Source organism: Maribacter aurantiacus, from assembly GCF_005780245.1.
Lineage (GTDB): Bacteria > Bacteroidota > Bacteroidia > Flavobacteriales > Flavobacteriaceae > Maribacter > Maribacter flavus.
This window is the reverse complement of sequence record NZ_VBUK01000011.1, coordinates 1-18,286: the sequence shown is the minus strand read 5'-3', so window position 1 is coordinate 18,286 and position 18,286 is coordinate 1. Positions and strand designations below refer to the sequence as shown.

17 protein-coding genes are annotated in these 18,286 nt (G+C 44.3%); 5 read left to right on the top strand and 12 right to left on the bottom strand.

The annotated features are described in order from the left end of the window. Nucleotides 1-57: 57 nt before the first annotated feature. The 5 genes from FEK29_RS15245 to FEK29_RS15225 all read right to left on the bottom strand — a co-directional run bounded on the left by FEK29_RS15245 (nucleotide 58) and on the right by FEK29_RS15225 (nucleotide 3,861). The gene (locus tag FEK29_RS15245; protein ID WP_138259301.1) at nucleotides 58-1,305 is read right to left on the bottom strand and encodes a sulfate adenylyltransferase subunit 1; all 1,248 of its coding nucleotides are present in this window, start codon (nucleotides 1,303-1,305) and stop codon (nucleotides 58-60) included. A gap of 102 nt (nucleotides 1,306-1,407) precedes the next feature. Next, nucleotides 1,408-2,346, bottom strand: coding sequence for a sulfate adenylyltransferase subunit CysD (gene cysD, locus FEK29_RS15240; RefSeq protein WP_138259300.1), 939 nt, complete (start codon nucleotides 2,344-2,346; stop codon nucleotides 1,408-1,410). A 9-nt stretch (nucleotides 2,347-2,355) separates the two neighbouring features. Then, nucleotides 2,356-2,979 carry a phosphoadenosine phosphosulfate reductase domain-containing protein gene (locus FEK29_RS15235; RefSeq protein ID WP_138259299.1) on the bottom strand — a complete coding sequence of 208 codons (624 nt, stop codon included), beginning with the start codon at nucleotides 2,977-2,979 and terminating at the stop codon, nucleotides 2,356-2,358. 7 nt (nucleotides 2,980-2,986) lie between these two features. Continuing rightward, complete coding sequence (locus tag FEK29_RS15230) at nucleotides 2,987-3,250, bottom strand: DUF2061 domain-containing protein (protein WP_094997718.1); 264 nt, start codon at nucleotides 3,248-3,250, stop codon at nucleotides 2,987-2,989. 179 nt (nucleotides 3,251-3,429) lie between these two features. Continuing rightward, the gene (locus FEK29_RS15225) at nucleotides 3,430-3,861 is read right to left on the bottom strand and encodes an RrF2 family transcriptional regulator (RefSeq protein ID WP_138259298.1); all 432 of its coding nucleotides are present in this window, start codon (nucleotides 3,859-3,861) and stop codon (nucleotides 3,430-3,432) included. Nucleotides 3,862-4,085: 224 nt separating this feature from the next. Between FEK29_RS15225 and FEK29_RS15220 the strand changes: the two genes are divergently transcribed. The 5 genes from FEK29_RS15220 (at nucleotide 4,086) to FEK29_RS15200 (ending at nucleotide 12,065) form a co-directional block, all read left to right on the top strand. Further along, nucleotides 4,086-4,553, top strand: a complete 468-nt coding sequence (locus FEK29_RS15220) for a (2Fe-2S)-binding protein (RefSeq protein WP_138259297.1) — start codon at nucleotides 4,086-4,088, stop codon at nucleotides 4,551-4,553. Nucleotides 4,554-4,584: 31 nt separating this feature from the next. Continuing rightward, the gene (locus FEK29_RS15215) at nucleotides 4,585-6,816 is read left to right on the top strand and encodes a xanthine dehydrogenase family protein molybdopterin-binding subunit (RefSeq protein WP_138259296.1); all 2,232 of its coding nucleotides are present in this window, start codon (nucleotides 4,585-4,587) and stop codon (nucleotides 6,814-6,816) included. A gap of 222 nt (nucleotides 6,817-7,038) precedes the next feature. Beyond that, nucleotides 7,039-7,506 carry a (2Fe-2S)-binding protein gene (locus FEK29_RS15210; RefSeq protein WP_138259295.1) on the top strand — a complete coding sequence of 156 codons (468 nt, stop codon included), beginning with the start codon at nucleotides 7,039-7,041 and terminating at the stop codon, nucleotides 7,504-7,506. Between the two features lie 4 nt (nucleotides 7,507-7,510). Then, nucleotides 7,511-9,787 carry a xanthine dehydrogenase family protein molybdopterin-binding subunit gene (locus FEK29_RS15205; protein ID WP_138259294.1) on the top strand — a complete coding sequence of 759 codons (2,277 nt, stop codon included), beginning with the start codon at nucleotides 7,511-7,513 and terminating at the stop codon, nucleotides 9,785-9,787. A 31-nt stretch (nucleotides 9,788-9,818) separates the two neighbouring features. Continuing rightward, nucleotides 9,819-12,065: a xanthine dehydrogenase family protein molybdopterin-binding subunit gene (locus FEK29_RS15200; RefSeq protein WP_138259293.1), complete on the top strand. Its 2,247-nt coding sequence runs from the start codon at nucleotides 9,819-9,821 to the stop codon at nucleotides 12,063-12,065. A gap of 15 nt (nucleotides 12,066-12,080) precedes the next feature. Here the strand turns inward: FEK29_RS15200 and FEK29_RS15195 are convergent, their stop codons facing one another. The 7 genes from FEK29_RS15195 to FEK29_RS15165 all read right to left on the bottom strand — a co-directional run bounded on the left by FEK29_RS15195 (nucleotide 12,081) and on the right by FEK29_RS15165 (nucleotide 18,176). Next, nucleotides 12,081-12,587, bottom strand: coding sequence for a GNAT family N-acetyltransferase (locus FEK29_RS15195; RefSeq protein ID WP_138259292.1), 507 nt, complete (start codon nucleotides 12,585-12,587; stop codon nucleotides 12,081-12,083). 5 nt (nucleotides 12,588-12,592) lie between these two features. Next, nucleotides 12,593-13,861: an acetyl-CoA hydrolase/transferase family protein gene (locus tag FEK29_RS15190; protein ID WP_138259291.1), complete on the bottom strand. Its 1,269-nt coding sequence runs from the start codon at nucleotides 13,859-13,861 to the stop codon at nucleotides 12,593-12,595. 107 nt (nucleotides 13,862-13,968) lie between these two features. After that, a complete protein-coding gene (locus tag FEK29_RS15185) occupies nucleotides 13,969-14,433 on the bottom strand; it encodes an META domain-containing protein (protein ID WP_138259290.1) in 465 nt (154 codons plus the stop codon). Nucleotides 14,434-14,539: 106 nt separating this feature from the next. After that, nucleotides 14,540-14,956 carry a YybH family protein gene (locus FEK29_RS15180; RefSeq protein WP_138259289.1) on the bottom strand — a complete coding sequence of 139 codons (417 nt, stop codon included), beginning with the start codon at nucleotides 14,954-14,956 and terminating at the stop codon, nucleotides 14,540-14,542. A 217-nt stretch (nucleotides 14,957-15,173) separates the two neighbouring features. Then, nucleotides 15,174-15,860, bottom strand: coding sequence for a uracil-DNA glycosylase family protein (locus tag FEK29_RS15175; RefSeq protein ID WP_138259288.1), 687 nt, complete (start codon nucleotides 15,858-15,860; stop codon nucleotides 15,174-15,176). Between the two features lie 216 nt (nucleotides 15,861-16,076). Next, a complete protein-coding gene (locus FEK29_RS15170) occupies nucleotides 16,077-16,610 on the bottom strand; it encodes a YybH family protein (protein ID WP_138259287.1) in 534 nt (177 codons plus the stop codon). Between the two features lie 402 nt (nucleotides 16,611-17,012). Next, nucleotides 17,013-18,176: a trans-sulfuration enzyme family protein gene (locus FEK29_RS15165; protein ID WP_138259286.1), complete on the bottom strand. Its 1,164-nt coding sequence runs from the start codon at nucleotides 18,174-18,176 to the stop codon at nucleotides 17,013-17,015. Nucleotides 18,177-18,286 lie beyond the last annotated feature (110 nt).

Genomic DNA, 18,286 nt, shown 5'->3' with positions numbered 1-18,286 from the left:
ATCGGATTAATATGTTTTAATTTAAAATTATATTCAACATTTAATTCAGGATTACGACTAACTTATAAACCCGGCTCCTACCGTATTATTTGATTGTGTATCGATAAGAATAAAGGAACCATTGGTCCTATGATTTTTGAACTTATCGTAAAAAATAGGTTTGTTTAACCTAAAACTCACCTCCGCAATATCGTTCATACCCAACGACTGGGCTTCGGCATCCACTCCGGAATAATCCGGTGCAATTTTATGATGCACCTGATCAACCTTGGCCAATACCTTATTGACCCCATGCTGAACCACATATTTGTTCCCTGCCGCCAACGGCTTGGAATCCATCCAGGAAATGGTAGCTGTAAATTGCTTTTCTATGGTTGGGAGGTCATTGGCCTTGACCAACATATCACCCCGGCTCAGATTAATTTCGTCTTCCAAGGTAATGGTCACAGATGACCTTCTAGAAGCCGTTTTATATTTTTTATCGTAAACATAAATGTCCTTGATTTTAGACCTTGTCTGTGAAGGTAGGGCAACTACCTCATCACCCACACTCAACTCACCTCCGTAGACCTTACCTGCAAAGCCCCTAAAATCATGATGCTCCTCTGTTTTTGGACGGATAACATACTGCACGGGAAAACGAGGCGTGCCCACATTGGAAACCGCTGCAAGATCCAAAGCTTCCAAATGCTCCAATAAAGTTTCCCCCTTATACCAAGATGTATTTTCGGATTTATTTACGACATTATCACCCTTAAGGGCACTGACCGGAACAAACGTGATTTTTTGATCGGCATAATCCCGTTTCTCCATCAGTTTTTCAAAATCGGCCTTAATTTCATTGTATCGTTCCTCCGAAAAATCGACCAGATCCATTTTATTGATGGCCACCACTACTTCCTTTATACGTAGAAGATTATTGATGAAAAAATGCCTGTTGGTTTGCTCAATGACCCCTTTGCGGGCATCAATCAAAATGATGGCCGCCTGAGAGGTAGAGGCACCCGTTACCATGTTTCGGGTATATTCAACATGTCCTGGGGTATCGGCAATAATGTAGCTTTTCTTAGCCGTGGAAAAATAGATATGGGCTACATCTATGGTAATTCCCTGTTCTCTTTCAGCCACTAAACCATCCGTAGCCAAGGAAAAATCCAAATAATCGTATCCTTTTTGCTTACTGGTCCTTTCTATGGCTTCGAGTTTATCCGAAGTCAAGGATTTGGTATCGTAAAGTATCCTTCCAATCAAGGTACTTTTACCATCATCCACACTACCTGCCGTTGCTATTTTTAGTACTTCCATTTTTATGCGGTTAGCCATTAGGTTTTAGCTGCTGGCCATTAATTATTATTTGATTTATATCCGATAGCTAATAGCCAACGGCAGAATTTTCAAAAGAAAATTCTAAAAATATCCTTGTTGTTTTCTTTTTTCCATGGCCGCTTCGGAACGTTTGTCGTCTATACGGGCACCTCGTTCTGAAATGGAAGAATCCCTAATTTCGGCTACCACCTTATCTATACTAATGGCATCCGAAAGAACGGCCGCCGTACAGGACATATCACCTACCGTTCTAAAACGAACCATCCGTTCTTCCACAACCTCATCCTCGTCCCTGAATACAATTCCATCTTCGGCCGACCATATCATACCGTCCCTAAGAAAGGTCTTGCGCTTATGTGCAAAATAGATGGAAGGAATCTCTATTCCTTCATCCTTTATATAGGACCAAACATCCAGCTCTGTCCAATTGGAAATAGGGAACACGCGTACGTTCTGACCCAACTCGATCTGACCGTTCAACATATCGAACAATTCCGGTCTTTGGTTTCTTTCGTCCCATTGTCCAAAATCGTCACGAACAGAAAATATCCTTTCCTTGGCCCTTGCTTTTTCCTCATCCCTACGGGCACCTCCAATACAAGCATCGAACTTAAACTCTTCAATAGCATCCAACAGCGTCGTTGTCTGCAAACTGTTTCTACTGGAATATCTTCCAGACTCTTCCTTGACCTTTCCTTGGTCAATGGAGTCCTGGACATTTCTAACAATAAGTTCCAATCCCAGTTCCTTAACCAAACGATCTCTAAATTCTATGGTCTCGGGAAAATTATGTCCGGTATCAATATGCATCAAGGGAAAAGGAATTTTAGCGGGCCAGAAGGCCTTTTGGGCCAACCTTACCAAAGTAATCGAGTCCTTTCCTCCCGAAAACAATAAAACCGGTTTTTCAAATTGTGCCGCTACCTCCCTCAAAATATAAATGGCCTCATTTTCTAGGGCATTGATATGGGCGGTATTCTCACCGATTTCAACTGGCACTTCCAATTCTTTTACTTCCATAGGTATTCTTTATGTATGTAATCCGCACTCCCTATTGGCCAAAACCTTGGTGGGATCAAAATAGTTATGTTCATTGGGAAGATCGAACTTCCTTAAATAGGTGTCTAATTGGGTGTCATTATAATGATAGAAAGGACTCACTTTTAGCACCCCGTCCTTGCTCAAACTTAATATATCCAAACTATCACGCAAAGCTGTCTGACCTTTGCGCAAGTTCGTAAACCAAACATCTGGTTTAAAGTCGGCCATGGCCCTGGCGAAAGGTTCCAATTTCACTTGCTTGGTAAATTCCTCATGTCGTGGATCATCTATTTGTGGAATTCCCATTATGGCATCCCTATGGGCAGAGGTCTGTCTGGGAACATATAATTTGATGTTCAATTGTAACCTTTCAATTAGCTCCTCCGCGTGTTTGTAAGTCTTTGGGGTATTGTACCCCGTATCACACCAAATCACGGGAATGTCCTGACTTACTTGGGATACCGCATGTAAAATAGCGACTTCATAAGGCCGAAAATTGGTAGTAACCACCGGGGTATTACCGTGTTTCACGGCCCAAGAGATTATTTCCTCTGGTGGTATACCCTTGAATTGGGCGTTCAATTGTTGAATTTGAGATGTTGATAATGCCATACCTTTTTTATTTGCCCCATTTTATTAAGTTCCACAACCTTTCATGAAAAAAATAGAGAATCATTTTCGTGACAAAATCTATTGACGCTATGGATGCCGCAATTGAAATCTTACCGGTAAGAATGTACGAAATAACAAGTGTGTCCAGAGTTCCTATGATACGCCAGCTAAATGCCTTGGCAATACTTCGTATAGGCTTTTCGGATTTTTTATCCTCCGCGTAGGTCGTTTTTGTGGTTTTCTTATCTAAAACAAGTTGATCTGCAATCATCTTAAATTGTAAATTTTATTACCCTACTTAATTAGTAGAGTTTTCAAAAATAGAATTTAATTTTTACCTATCACCAATGAAATCCTTAAAATTTATAATTACCCTATAGAATTAGTAGATTATTAACAAAACAGGGGTTAAATTGAGATATTTCCAACAAGAGTTTTAGATGGGCAAGCTTATTTCTCGTCTTTGGGTTGATTGCAAAGAATATCCTGTAAGGTATTGTTTCGGTATACCGCCAAGGCACTGTCCCTAACTTGGAGCATCAATTTGTGGACGGAGCATGTCCTTTCGTCCGGGCAATCGTCACAGCTTTCGTAAAAATTAAGGCTTACACAAGGTACCATGGCAATAGGCCCTTCCAGTACCCGCATAACATCGGTCATATATATTTGGTCTGGGTCCTTCAAGAGGTAATATCCACCACCCTTACCTTTTTTGGAACTCAAAAATCCAGATTTACGTAGGCTTAGGAGAATACTTTCCAAAAACTTTTGGGATATATTCTCATGCTCCGCTATTTCGGAAATCTGGACGGGTTTTCGATTTTTTTGGTTTCCCAAATATGCAAGGGCCTTTAATCCGTATTTTGTCTTCTTGGAAAGCATATTTCAAAGATAATTAAAATTAAGGTTGAGAAATTTGGTGTAGCGATTTAGTCGATAGAAACGTAAACTGAAATAACACTGATAGCCAGTTACGTGTGAGTTCAGTTAACAGACTCTTTCTATGGCCAATATCAAAATAAAAAAATGTTAATCTAAGACAATACTTGTTCCATTACATATAAATATTTAGTAACTTGAAGCATCCGATTCAAAACAAACTCACTATGTCAAAATTCAGCTTAAAGATAAATGGAAAGACCCTAGAGGTCGATGTAGACGATAGTACACCCATGTTATGGGTGCTCAGGGACCATCTTAAATTGGTGGGAACAAAATATGGTTGCGGCATTGCCCAGTGTGGTGCCTGCACCGTTCACTTGGGAGATAACGCGATTCGTTCGTGCCAATTACCTGTTTCCTCTGTTGGCAACCAAGAAATTACAACCATAGAAGGACTTTCTGAAAACGGCGATCATCCAGTACAAAAAGCATGGCTAGAGATAGATGTTCCACAATGTGGCTACTGTCAAGCCGGTCAAATCATGAGTGCAACGGCCCTACTAAAGCGAAATCCTTCCCCCAGCGATGAAGAAATAGAAACGGCTATGAACGGAAACATTTGTAGATGTGGAACTTATGTACGCATCAAGAAAGCCATAAAAATGGCAGTCTCAGAGACTCAGAATGCATGACTCGTACAAAGCACCAAAAAAATCAAAAAAAATGACACTCGTAAAAACAAAAATAGGAAGACGATCTTTTATAAGAACTTCGGCACTTGCCGGTGGTGGTATGATGGTGGGTTTTAGTTGGCTCGCCTCTTGTAAAATGACCCCCGAAGAAGTGAACAGCCTTCCAAAAGAATGGTTTGACATCAATGGTTTTCTAAAAATTGGTGATAATGGATTGGTAACAATCATGTCTCCCAATCCAGAAATCGGACAGAACGTAAAAACGGCCATGCCTATGATTGTGGCCGATGAATTGGACGTAGATTGGAAAAACGTCATTGTGGAACAGGCGCCGCTAAATTTGGATGTTTTCCAGAGACAGTTGGCCGGCGGAAGCCAATCCATCCGAGCAGGATGGGAAGGGTTGCGTATGGCTGGTGCTACAGCGAGAAAAATGTTGAGACAGGCTGCTGCCAAAGCTTGGGAGGTCCCCTTGGAAGAGGTGACCACATCCAACGGAACGCTCTACCACAAAGCTAGCAACAAGTCCGCGGGATATGGGGAAATGGCATCTGCCGCTGTGGGCGTAGCTTCTCCCAATGACCCACCAGAAAATATTGAAGTTCCGGAAGAAGTGGAATTAAAGGACATAAATGATTTTACGATAATAGGTACGGACAGATTAAATGTTGACGGACCAAAAATAGTTACAGGAAAACCATTGTTCGGAATCGATGTCCAAGAGGAAGGTATGCTTACAGCCATGATAGTGCATCCTGAGGCTTTTGGGCAAACCTTTAAATCAATGGATGCCGAATCAATCAAATCCATGCCGGGAATTATAGATGTTTTCCCTGTTGATGTATATCCAGAAGGGGTTGAAAAACAGTGGTCCGATGGAGGTGGAATACCACAACTAGTTGCAATTGTGGGTGAAAGTACGTGGCAGTGCATGCAGGCCAAAAAAGCTTTAAAAGTGGAATGGGAAAGCCCATCTAACTTGGAAAGTACCGAAAGCTATGAGGACGATTTAGCAAAATTGTTGGATGCTCCCGCAAAAGAACCAGCTCGTAGCGATGGGGATTTTAACAAGGCCATTAAAGGTGCGGCCAAAGTCATCGAGCGAACCTATAGTGCTCCATTTTTGGCCCACAATACAATGGAGCCCATGAACTTTTTTGCTAACGTAACTGCGGATAAGGCCGAAGTCAAAGGTCCTATACAGACTCCTGAGTTTTTGGAAAAGACCTTATCCTCTGTGTTAGGATTGCCCATTGATAAAATAGATGTTGGCATGACTCGTATGGGTGGTGGATTTGGACGTAGGCTCTACGGACACTTTGGTGTAGAGGCAGCCGTTATTTCCAAAAAAGTACAGGCTCCGATCAAATTGGTGTATACCCGAGAGGACGACATGACCCAAGGAACCTACCGCCCTGCCTACAAAGTGAGGTTCAAGGCAGGATTGGACAAGGATAACAATCTAATAGCTTGGTCTGTGAAGGGAGTTGGAACTAATGATGATTTAGTTTTTGAAAATAGATTCCCTGCGGGAGCGGTAGATAATTATTTAGCTGAAAAGACAAGCCTACAGACCAAAATTACGACAGGGGCATGGAGAGCACCTAGGTCTAACTTTATGGCCGGTGCAGAGCAGTCCTTTATGGACGAGGTAGCCGAATTGGCCGGTAAAGACCCTATCGAATTCCGTTTGGAATTGTTCGACAGGGCGATAAAAGACCCCGTTGGACCACCTGAGAAAAATGATTACGACCCCGAACGCTATGCCGGTGTTTTAAAATTAGTTAAGGAAAAAGCCAATTGGGACGGTTTGGATAATGGTAAAGCCAGGGGAGTATCCGCCTATTACTGCCACAATTCCTATGTAGCCCAAGTATTGGATCTTACCATGGACGGTAACAAACCTATGGTAGAAAAGGTTGTTTGTGCCGTGGATTGTGGAATCGTAATCAATCCAATCAGTGCCAAAAATCAGATTGAAGGGGGTATCATAGACGGTATTGGACATGCTACTTATTCTCAAATGACCTTTGAGAACGGGGTTCCGCAGCAGCAGAACTTCGACTCCTATCATTTAATTAGAAATAGCGAGGCGCCCAAACAGATAGAGTCCTATTTTGTTGATAACGGTATAGACCCTACCGGACTTGGAGAACCTTCGTTGCCACCTGTTATCGGGGCATTGGCGAATGCCATGTATAAGGCAACCGGAAAACGCGTCTACAATCAACCCTTTATTCTTGAAAAGGAAATAGTGGGATAGTATATTGCTTAGCCTATAATTGCTAGGTATTACCGTTACGACCCCACGGCCGTAAATTTGAAAAGTGTTATCGAAGTTTTTTTCGGCAACACTTTTTTAATTCCACGCCAACCAAAGCTAAAAGTCATATAACCTTCTTTATTTTGAACTTCCCTACCTTAGTTTTCCCTTTGTATATCAATATTTTGTAATTTCAACAAGAACAACAACTTATCAAAAATTATGGCAGCATTCTCATTAAAAATCAACGGTACGTCTCAGCAAGTAGATGTAGACCCATCAACACCCATGCTTTGGGTCCTTCGCGATCATTTGCAAATGGTAGGAACCAAATACGGCTGTGGTATTGCCCAATGTGGGGCCTGTACCATTCACCTAGGCGACAACGCGGTAAGGTCATGCCAATTACCCGTATCCTCTGTTGGTGACCAAGAAATCACCACCATAGAAGGGCTCTCAGAAAATGGAGACCATCCGGTACAGGAAGCTTGGTTGGAAGTGGATGTTCCCCAATGTGGGTATTGTCAGGCAGGTCAGATTATGACAGCTTCTGCCTTGCTCAAGAGAAATCCTAACCCTTCGGACGTAGAAATTGAAAATGCCATGAACGGAAACATCTGCCGCTGCGGCACGTATACACGAATTAAGAAAGCCGTTAAAATGGCTGCCAATAGCACTCAAACTTCATAGGACCATGACACACATAAAAACAACATTGGGAAGACGCGCATTTATTAGGAATACCAGCGTCGCTGGAGGCGGCCTTATCCTTGGATTCAGTTGGTTGAATTCCTGTAAACCAAAAGGAGCTGAGGCCGTGGCCATGGCCATCGAACCTGAAATGCCAAAGGAATGGTATGAAATCAATGGCTACTTAAAAATTGGGGACAACGGGGTAGTTACCATCATGTCTCCCAATCCCGAAATTGGTCAGAACGTAAGAACATCCATGCCCATGATCGTGGCGGATGAACTGGAGGTTGACTGGAAAAATGTGGTCGTTGAGCAAGCACCCTTAAATACAAATCTGTATAGTTGGCAGGTGGCCGGCGGCAGTAGATCGATAAGCAGTTCTTGGCAAAACCTACGTATGGCGGGAGCCACCGCCAGACAGATGCTTAAAAATGCAGCGGCACAGGCGTGGCAGGTGCCCGCTGGAGAAATTGCCGCTATTGCAGGTGTTCTATCACACGAAGCAAGCGGCAATTCCGCCGGATATGGCGAAATGGCTTCATCTGCGGCGAGCTTGGAAGTGCCCGAAGAAATAGAATTAAAGGAGATTGCAGATTTTTCCATTATCGGAACATCACGTAAAAATGTGGATGGCAAAAAAATAGTAACGGGCCAACCCCTATTTGGATTGGACGTACAGCGGGAAGGTATGTTGATCGCCTCATTGGTTCATCCGCCTGCCTTTGGCATGAAACTAAAATCCTTTGATGCGGAGTCTGCCAAGCAGATGCCAGGAATTCATGATATTTTTTCCATCAAACTATACGATGAAGATTACAAAAAAAATACCTTTCACTTTACGGCCTTCAATGAGTTGATCGCTGTGGTAGGGGAAAGCACTTGGCAGGTATTTCAGGCCAAGAAAGCTTTGAATATCGAATGGGAAAACGCTTCCGATATTACAGAAACCGTAACCATGTTCGGCAATGATATGGAAGTTAACTTTCCCGCCGGTATGGAAGATTCGGAGACCCATACCACCAAATTAAAGGAATTGGTGACTTCCAAAGGAAAGGTAACACGCAAAGATGGCGATCCTGAAACCGCCTTTAAAAATGCCGCCAAAATTATTGAGCGGAGTTATAGTTGTCCGTTTTTGGCACACAATACCATGGAACCCATGAATTTCTTTGCACATGTAACGGAAGACCATGCGGAGTTATTAGGTCCTACACAAACCCCAGAATGGATGGAACCCGCCGTTTCCGAAGTTTTAGGATTACCCTTGGAAAGCATTGATATTCAAATGACGCGACAAGGAGGTGGTTTTGGTAGGAGGCTTTATGGCCATTTTATGGTGGAGACCGCCTTGATATCCAAAAAAATGAAAGCTCCCGTGAAATTGGTCTATAGTCGGGAAGATGATATGACGCAAGGGATTTATCGCCCAGCGTATTATGCCACCTATCGTGCGGCCTTGGACGCAGATAATAAATTGATAGCCTTTCATGTAAAGGGAGGTGGAATTCCGGAAAGCCCAGTATTCGCCAATCGATTCCCTGCCGGAGCCATTGACAATTATTTAGCTGAAGACTTTACCCTTAATTCCAACATTACCACCGGTGCATTTAGAGCGCCACGCTCCAATTTTATCGCCGGGGCGGAACAGTCCTTTTTGGATGAACTGGCCGAGGAAATGGGCAAGGATCCCATCGATTTCAGATTGGAACTACTAAAACGAGCCCAAGAGAACCCGGTCGGGGAAAAGGAATCCAACGATTATGACGCGGCCCGATATGCAGGGGTGCTGGAATTGGTAAAAGAAAAAGCGAATTGGGGCCAATCCGAAGCGGGAGTTCACAGAGGGGTTTCAGCCTATTTCTGCCACGACAGTTACGTTGCCCAGGTATTGGATATGGTCATGGAAAATAACAAACCCGTCGTTCAAAAAGTTACGGCTGCCATCGATTGTGGTATTGTGGTAAACCCCGATGCGGCATCGAACCTATCCGAAGGGGGAGCTATTGACGGAATTGGCCATGCTATGTACAGTGGCCTTACCTTTAAGGACGGTACTCCAGAACAGAACAACTTTGACCGTTATCGATTGATTCGACATAGCGAAGCACCAAAATCCATTGAAACGCACTTTGTGAAAAATGACATAGACCCAACAGGCATGGGCGAACCGCCATTTCCTCCCATTATGGGGGCCTTGGCGAATGCATTGTATAAGGCTACGGGCAGAAGACATTATCATCAACCCTTTATAACGGACAAACCGCCATTAGTAGGATAATGCTCAAAACGAATCTAAAATATCTGAATAAGTGACCATCGTTAAAACCAAAATTGGACGTCGATCATTTATAAAAAGTAGTGCCTTGGCCGGTGGTGGAATGGTACTGGGCTTTAGCTGGTTAGCATCCTGCAAAATGTCAGCGGAAGAAGTGAACCAACTACCAAAGGAATGGTTTAAAATCAACGGATATTTAAGAATAGCGGACAATGGTCAGGTGACCATTCTATCACCTAATCCGGAGGGAGGTCAAAATGTAAAGACCTCCATGCCCATGATTGTTGCGGATGAGCTGGGCGTGGATTGGAAGGATGTAATCGTGGAGCAGGCACCCTTGGATACGGCGGCTTTTACACTTCAATTTTTGGGTGGAAGCCAATCCATTCGCAGGGGTTGGGAAGGGCTGCGTATGGCCGGTGCCTCCGCTAAGGCCATGTTGATTGCTGCGGCGGCCCAAGATTGGCAAGTACCATCAGAAGAAATCAGTGCACGTAATGGCATTTTAACACATACCGAAAGTGACAAAAGTGCTTCCTATGGCGAAATGGCATCCGCTGCGGCAACTATGAATGTGCCCGAAGAAGTGCAATTAAAGGAAATCAAGGATTTCACCATTATTGGTACATCCCAAAAAAATGTGGACGGCCACAAAATCGTTACGGGTAAACCTTTATTTGGAGTAGACACCTATAAAGAGGGCATGCTGACCGCCATGATCGTAACGCCAACGGCATTTGGGCTCAAACTAAAATCCATTGATGACAGCGAGGCAAAAAACATGCCCGGTATCAAATCCATCTTTACCATCAAGGTATTTAATGACGACTATGAGAAAGCCTTCTTCGATACGCGAACGTTCAACGAGGTAGCGGTTGTTGTTGGAAACTCTACTTGGGAGGTGATGCAGGCCAAAAAAGCACTGAAAATTGAATGTGAACCCATTGAAGGTATTACGGAGACCCGAAACCGGTTTGGCAGAAAATGGGAGGAATACACCCCGGGCGGACTGGAAAGCACAGCCAAACACTATGCTGAGATGGAAGCCATCGCTTCCAAAAAAGCGACGGTGAAACGTAGGGACGGAAATCCCGAAAATGCCTTTAAGAATGCAGCCAAGGTTATCGAAGCAACCTATACGGCCCCTTTCTTGGCGCACAATTGCATGGAGCCCATGAACTTTTTTGCAGATGTTTCCGATAATAAAGCCTTGCTCATTGGTCCGTTGCAAAAACCTGAACTAACGGAACAGACCCTTTCGGCCCGATTGGGCATGCCCATTGAAAATATAGAGATACAGATGACCCGTTTGGGCGGTGGGTATGGCCGAAGGTCCTATGCACATTGGCTCGTGGAAGCGGCCCTTATTTCCCAGAAAATGAAGGCCCCTGTAAAATTGGTGTATTCCCGCGAGGACGATATGACCAATGGTATTTACCGACCCTCCTACAGGGCTACCTTTCGGGCGGCACTGGATGCCGATAACAACCTCATTGGCTTTCACGTAAAAACGGGTGGAATTCCTCAGAGTCCCCTGCATGAAAACCGTTTTCCCGCAGGAGCCGTTGAAAATTACCTGGCGGAAGATTGGACCATTGACACCAACCTGACCGTAGGTTCCTTTAGGGCGCCCAGCTCCAATTTTATCGCCTGTGCAGAACAGTCCTTTCTGGATGAAGTGGCCGAAGCCGCTGGTAAGGACCCCATAGACTTTCGGTTGGAACTATTGGAACGCGCCCAGCACAATCCCGTTGGGGAAAATAATGATTATAAGGCCCACCGCTATGCCGGCGTATTGAAACTCGTAAAGGAAAAGTCCAATTGGTCCAATAGGGACGGCGTGGCCCGAGGCGTGGCCGCCTATTTCTGCCATAATTCCTATGCGGCCCAGGTATTGGACCTGACGTGGGAAAACAATGAACCGGTCGTTCAAAAGGTAACCTGCGCAATCGATTGTGGAATCGTGGTCAACCCGGATGCCGCAACGAATCTGGCCGAGGGCGGTATCGTGGACGGAATAGGCAATGCCCTCTACGGGGAAATTTCCTTTAAGGACGGTGTGCCGTACCAACGGAACTTTGATACCTATCGCATAATCCGCATGCGCGAGGCGCCCAAGGAAATCGATGTGCACTTTGTGGAAAGTGACATCCATCCTACGGGATTGGGGGAACCTTCCTTCCCTCCTATTTTTGCCGCCTTGGCGAATGCCATGTACAAGGCGACCGGAAAACGCTCGTACAAACAGCCCTTTTTAAAGCAACGGGAACTGCTGGGGTAATTAGCGGATTACCTCCTAGGGATTGGAATACAATCGAAAAGGCGTTTCTTTGTTCGAAGGCTGCACGGTGCCGATCTCCGAAAAACCCAGTTTTGACAGCAGTTTTTGGGAGCGTACATTATTGGATGTTGTCACCGCCAGCACTTTTGGGAAGTTCAGTGCCGATACACCATAGTCCATGACGGAGCGGCACGCTTCCAACATATAGCCAAAGCCTTCAAATTGGGGTAATTGGGCAAAGCCGATATCGGGTGCATCGAGATAATCCCTTTTTAAAAATCCGCAGATACCCAAAGGCACATTGGTATCCTTTACAGAAACCTTCCAAAGTCCGAAGCCATAATCCCGATAGGATGCCAACAAGCTATTTTGAATATACGCCTCCGCATCGGCAGAAGTCCGTATCCCCCGATTGCCAATGTGTTCCAACCACGTTGGACTGTTCAAAAGTTCATAAATGAAATCGGCATCGGTTAGGGTTGCCTCTTGGATATGGAGTCTTTGGGTTTCGATGGGTATCATGTACATCAACTTCTAAAACGCTCATAAGCCGCGCGTTCCAGTTCCTCCCTATGGTCCGGATGTGCAATTGCTATGAGCGACTTTGCCCTTTCCTTCAGGTTTTTCCCGAAGAGATTGGTGGTACCATATTCCGTCACTACATAATGCACGTGGGCGCGGGTGGTGGTAACGCCGGCCCCTTGCTTCAAATACGGGGTGATTTTGGAAATTCCCTTGGCCGTCACGGAGGGCATCGCAAAAATGGGTTTCCCTCCTTTGGAAAGGGAAGCGCCCCTAATGAAATCCATTTGTCCCCCTACCCCGGAAAATTGTCGGTTTCCTATGGTATCGGCGCAAATCTGTCCGGTCAAATCGATTTCGATGGCACTATTGATGGCCGTTACTTTTGGGTTTTTTCGGATAATCGCCGTATAGTTGGTATACGCCGCTTCCTTAAAATGTACCAATGGATTGTCGTCCACAAAATCATACAGTTTTTGCGAGCCTACGGCAAAACAGGTGACGATCTTGCCCGTTTTTACTTTCTTTTTTTCACCTGTAACCACGCCCGATGCTATCAAGGGAAGAATCCCGTCCGTAAACATTTCCGTATGGATGCCCAGATGTTTGTGGTTCCCCAAATTGTTGAGAACCGCATTGGGAATACTCCCGATGCCCATCTGTAAGGTGGCCCCGTCTTCGATAAGGTCGGCCACATGTTTTCCTATTTCAGCCTCCACGGGGGAAACCTCGGTGACCCCATGAATATGTATGGGACTTTCCACGGCAATGGCACAATCGATGTCCTTGATATGGATAATACCGTCGCCATGCGTCCTGGGTACGAAAGGGTTTATCTGGGCGATTACCTTTTTGGCCGTTTCAATGGCCGGGAGGGCCACATCGACCGAAACCCCTAGAGAACAATAACCATGTACATCCGGGGGGGAAACCTGCACAATCGCCACATCCAAGGGCAAAATTCCCTGACGAAAGAGCAGATGGATTTCGCTCAAAAAAATGGGGATATAATCGCCCAAGCTACTGTTTACGGCGGTGCGCACATTGCGACCCACAAAACAACTGTTCATCTTAAAACTTTGATTGTAGGGCTCCACGGTATATTTGGCATCCCCTTCCGTATGAATGGAAATTATCTCTACGTCTTTAAGTTCCAGGTACCTGTCGCACAGGGCATCGATAAGGGTATTGGGTGTCATGGCGGCACCCTGGATAAAGACTCGGTCTCCAGATTTTACGATTCCAACGGCTTCTTCCTTACTTACTATGTTCATGGGTTCTATTTTAAGGGCGCAAAGATGGCCCTGATACGGGGTTTAAAACATGAGAAAAATCATGCCATTAGAATTTATCGGTCTGGGTTTGGACCTAAAATAAAGCTTTAGTTTCGATCAAAGACAATTGCATTCAATCTGTCATTGTAATAAATAAAAAGCTTACCGTTTTTAATTTCAAACTCTTGTGCTGCACTAATGTTGTACAAGGATGTCCATTCCGGTTCAGTGGCAAGCGTAGAAGCAATGAAACCAATGGTCAGCTCACCATTACCTTTCGCCGTATAACTTCCAGTATAGGAGTTACTTACCGAGGTCCCCGATAATGTTCCCTTTCCATTTCCATCAGGCTCACCGAATGTTGCAGTGATTTCTCCATCATTAACTTCTGGCCAAGTGGGATTATCATCCTTGGTGATTTTAAGGTCACCGTCAGTTATAAAGTACGCAACCGTCCAATTGCCTACCAATGCATCGGAACTGTTGTCATCGTCTTTGGAACAACCTAGGAAAAACAAAAATGAAAGAATAATAAGGATGTGGTTCTTTAGAAAATAGCGGATTGGCATCATAATGGTTCTTTTCAATTTAGATTTGCTTTTCTTTAAATGGTTGCGTCAGAGTTCTATGGAAAAAAAGATTCTATATGCAATTGTCCCATCTATATTTTGTTCCAATTTAAAGCTCCAGGACAGCAGTAAGGTCTGAAGAACGTACCGGGGCCGAAATATGTTGGTGGACTACCTTCCAATCGCCATTTTCCTTGGTAAAACCGACCGAAATCCTATTGGTCATTTCCCGCAAAACCCTTCCATCCGGTGCAATAGCCTTGAAGGAAATATACCCACTGACAAAGCCAAGGGCATCCGACTCATGAAGCCTGATACGGTCAAAATCCACTTGAACCCTTTCCTCACCAAGGGAACCCAACCAATGCTCCATTTCTGGAATCCACTCCTTCAATGAACCATAAAAACCTTGGTCCCACATATCAAAGGCCACCATTTCTGGGCTATATAGGTTTATCAATGCCTTGGCGTCCTTCTTCCAAACGGCATCCTTATAAGTGGTGAAAAAGTTCTTGGTTTCGGTCATAATTTTCAACGGATTGAATTTCGCATTCTAAGATAAAGATACGTCTTCCAAAGAAGATAAACATGCAGTGACCACCACTATAAATGAATAAAATACGTAAGCACAAAGGTTACACCAGTTATGGTTTGAAAACAGGCCAAAATTAGCGTCGTTGCCATCTTCTGCGCCGAATCTGTTGAAATAAAAATTAAAACAATTAATAGTAAAAAACAAGGAACTAGTCCCCTAATCCCCTCAAATACTGCTCAATATACGCCTCCTTTTGTTTGAGTTTATACTGAACAATGTACCTTGGATGGTCAAAGACCACAAAAGAATCGAACAGCTTGGCCTCATCATTGATCTTCTTGAAAAATTTGGCATTCTTCTTTCCCAGAATGTAACAGACCGAGGTATCGATACCAAAGGCAATCTGTTCCTTTAGGGTGGTGATGATAAAATCTTTGGTGGCTTCAAACAGTTCCGGGTAATCGTAATAATTGCAATTGACCCAATTCCCTTTTTTATTTTTCTCGATAAAGCCCAAGGGGCAAACGGAATTGATATAAAATTGGCTATAAAATTTTTCGCTACCGCCATAGGCATTGATCATATCGTAGACAAAAACGGAGGAAGGCTCGTGTGTTTGGATGGCGGTTGTTTCAATGCCACAATCCTCCGCTAAGCGTTTGGTGTCCGTAAAGGGAATGCCCGTGGCCCCGGCTCCCAGCCTACCCGGGTTGATTCCCAAGACGATACGTCGAGACAGAGTATCCCTAAAAAATTGGGTATAGAATTGCTCCAATATGTGGAGCACCGCTTCATTTTCCGAAAAGGGGTTCATCACCTGGATGTTTTCCCCCAGGGGCGCGTCAAAGCATAGATATTTATGAAAGGAGATTACTTTCTCCGCAAACGTGGTCATGTTAGGATGATTTTAGCCGACAAACTACAAAACGATCCGCAGTTCCCCAAAGCAACTCGGAATTTGAGATTTTAGTCTGCCTAAAAAAAATGAAAATACCCGTGGAACAATTATTTCCATAATTCAAAACCATGGCCTACGAACCAGTAGTTACCTTGTTTCTTTATTAATGGTCTCTTTTAAGACCATACGATTGGAATCGTGAGGGAGCGAGAGCTATTGGCTGGGGATAGAATCCGTTGCCTGCATAAGCATGGGTACGGAACTTACCGGGGCATCCCACAGAACCTTCCAATCATCATCGATTTTTTCCCAAAGCACCACATAATTCCCCATGTCCTCCATGGCCGGAATGGGAGAATTCTCGTTAGGACTAAAGGTCAGGGAATAGGAGCCGTATTCCGTAGCTAAATCACCACTGGCTTTTACCTTTTCGGTGTTCAGGTCAAATTCCCAAGTACCGAATTGCATGTTCTGCTTCCAAGCCGCTTTATAATTTTCATTTCCAATGATAGCCGGTTGGTTGGGCGGTAACTGGATACAATCCTCGGCAAAATGGGTCGCCGCCGAGTCGATCATTCCCTCCGCATACAACTTTTCTATTTCGGCGTTCTTCGCCATGATGATTTCCTTGATTTCCTCCGAATATTCTTTTCCAGATTGCATTTCCATTTCTTGGGATTCCTTACAACTCCAGCATTGGGAAATTGCACATAGAACGACGATTGCGTGCACGAATTGCTTTTTCATGGTTACATGTATTTAGTTTAGTATTGGTTACTTCTTTACGTTAAAACCTTTGGAATAGGATTAACCATCAGACCATGACAAGTATACAGATTTGTCAATGCTTTTTGAATCCAAAGTTTAAAACAGGGGGAATCCTTAAATATAGTTTTTTTACCAAAAAAAAGTAACCATTTATCCTGAAAAAAAGGAAAATTATAGGCTGTGGTTCAAGCCTCTGGTGTTCTCCAAACGCACTTCCTTCACCACCCCAGAACCCTCAAAATGAATGGCAAGACACTTTTATCACTACGAGTGAAATCGCATTGTAATTTTGTATCGAGAAGGACACGTTTAAATCAAAATGTTCTCGATACTATTTTCTAGTGAAAATCACTCGAACTGACAATTTTGAAGAATTTGTAATTACCCCAACGCCTGGGAAATATCGGCAATTATATCATCAATATGCTCCAGACCTACAGAAATACGGACCATACCTTCGGTAATACCACTGGCGGCACGCTCGGCCACGGACAGCTTGCTGTGGGTAGTCGAGGCCGGATGGGTCACGATACTACGGGAATCCCCCAAATTGGCGGAGAGGGACAACAGTTTTATGGAATCGAAGAATTTTCGGCCAGCTTCCAGTCCGCCCTTTACCTCAAAGGCGACCACACAGCCACCGGCCTTCATCTGCTTTTTTGCGACATCGTATTTTGGGTGCGACTTTAAGAAGGGATATTTTACCCAGTTTACCCGGTCGTGCGTTCCCAAAAATTCGGCCAATTTAAGGGCATTGGCACAATGCCGATCTACCCTTACTGCCAGGGTCTCCAAGCTCTTGCTCAATACCCAGGCGTTAAACGGGGAAAGGGCAGGACCCGTAATACGGGAGAAGCGGTAGACCTTGTCCATCAGTTCCGCCTTACCCACGGTAATACCTGCCAAGACGCGTCCCTGACCATCCATTAGTTTGGTACCGGAATGAATGACCAAATCCGCGCCAAACTTAATAGGTTGCTGCAAATAGGGCGAGGCAAAACAGTTATCGATCACCAACAAAACGTTATGTTTTTTCGAAATCTGGCCCAACACTTCCAAATCCAGCACATCCACACCTGGATTGGTAGGAGTTTCGGCATAGATCAATTTGGTATTCGGTTGAATGAGTCCTTCTATGGAATCCAAATCATGTACATCAAAATAACTGTGGGAAATATTCCACTTTGGAAAAAAGTTGTTGAACAGGGAATGGGTAGACCCAAAAATACTGGCTGCCGAAACCACATGGTCGCCACTCTCCAACAAGGCCGCCAATGTCGAGAATACGGCCGCCATACCCGAGGCAAAGGCAAAGCCCTGCTCCGCCCCTTCCATTTGGCAAACCTTATCCACAAACTCATTGGTATTGGGATTGGAATAGCGGGAATAGATGTTACGCTCCTTCTCCTCGGCAAACGAGGCGCGCATGTCCTCTGCATCCTCAAAGACAAAACTGGACGTTAAGTACATAGGTACGGAATGCTCCAGGTTTTCCGTGCGTTTCAACTGATTCCGTATGGCGTTTGTTTCGAATTTTTTGTTCATTGGTTGTTGGCTTTTAGCGATTAGCGATTAGCAATTAGCAATTAGCAATTAGCAATTAGCAATTAGCAATTAGCAATTAGCAATTAGCAATTAGCAATTAGCAATTAGCA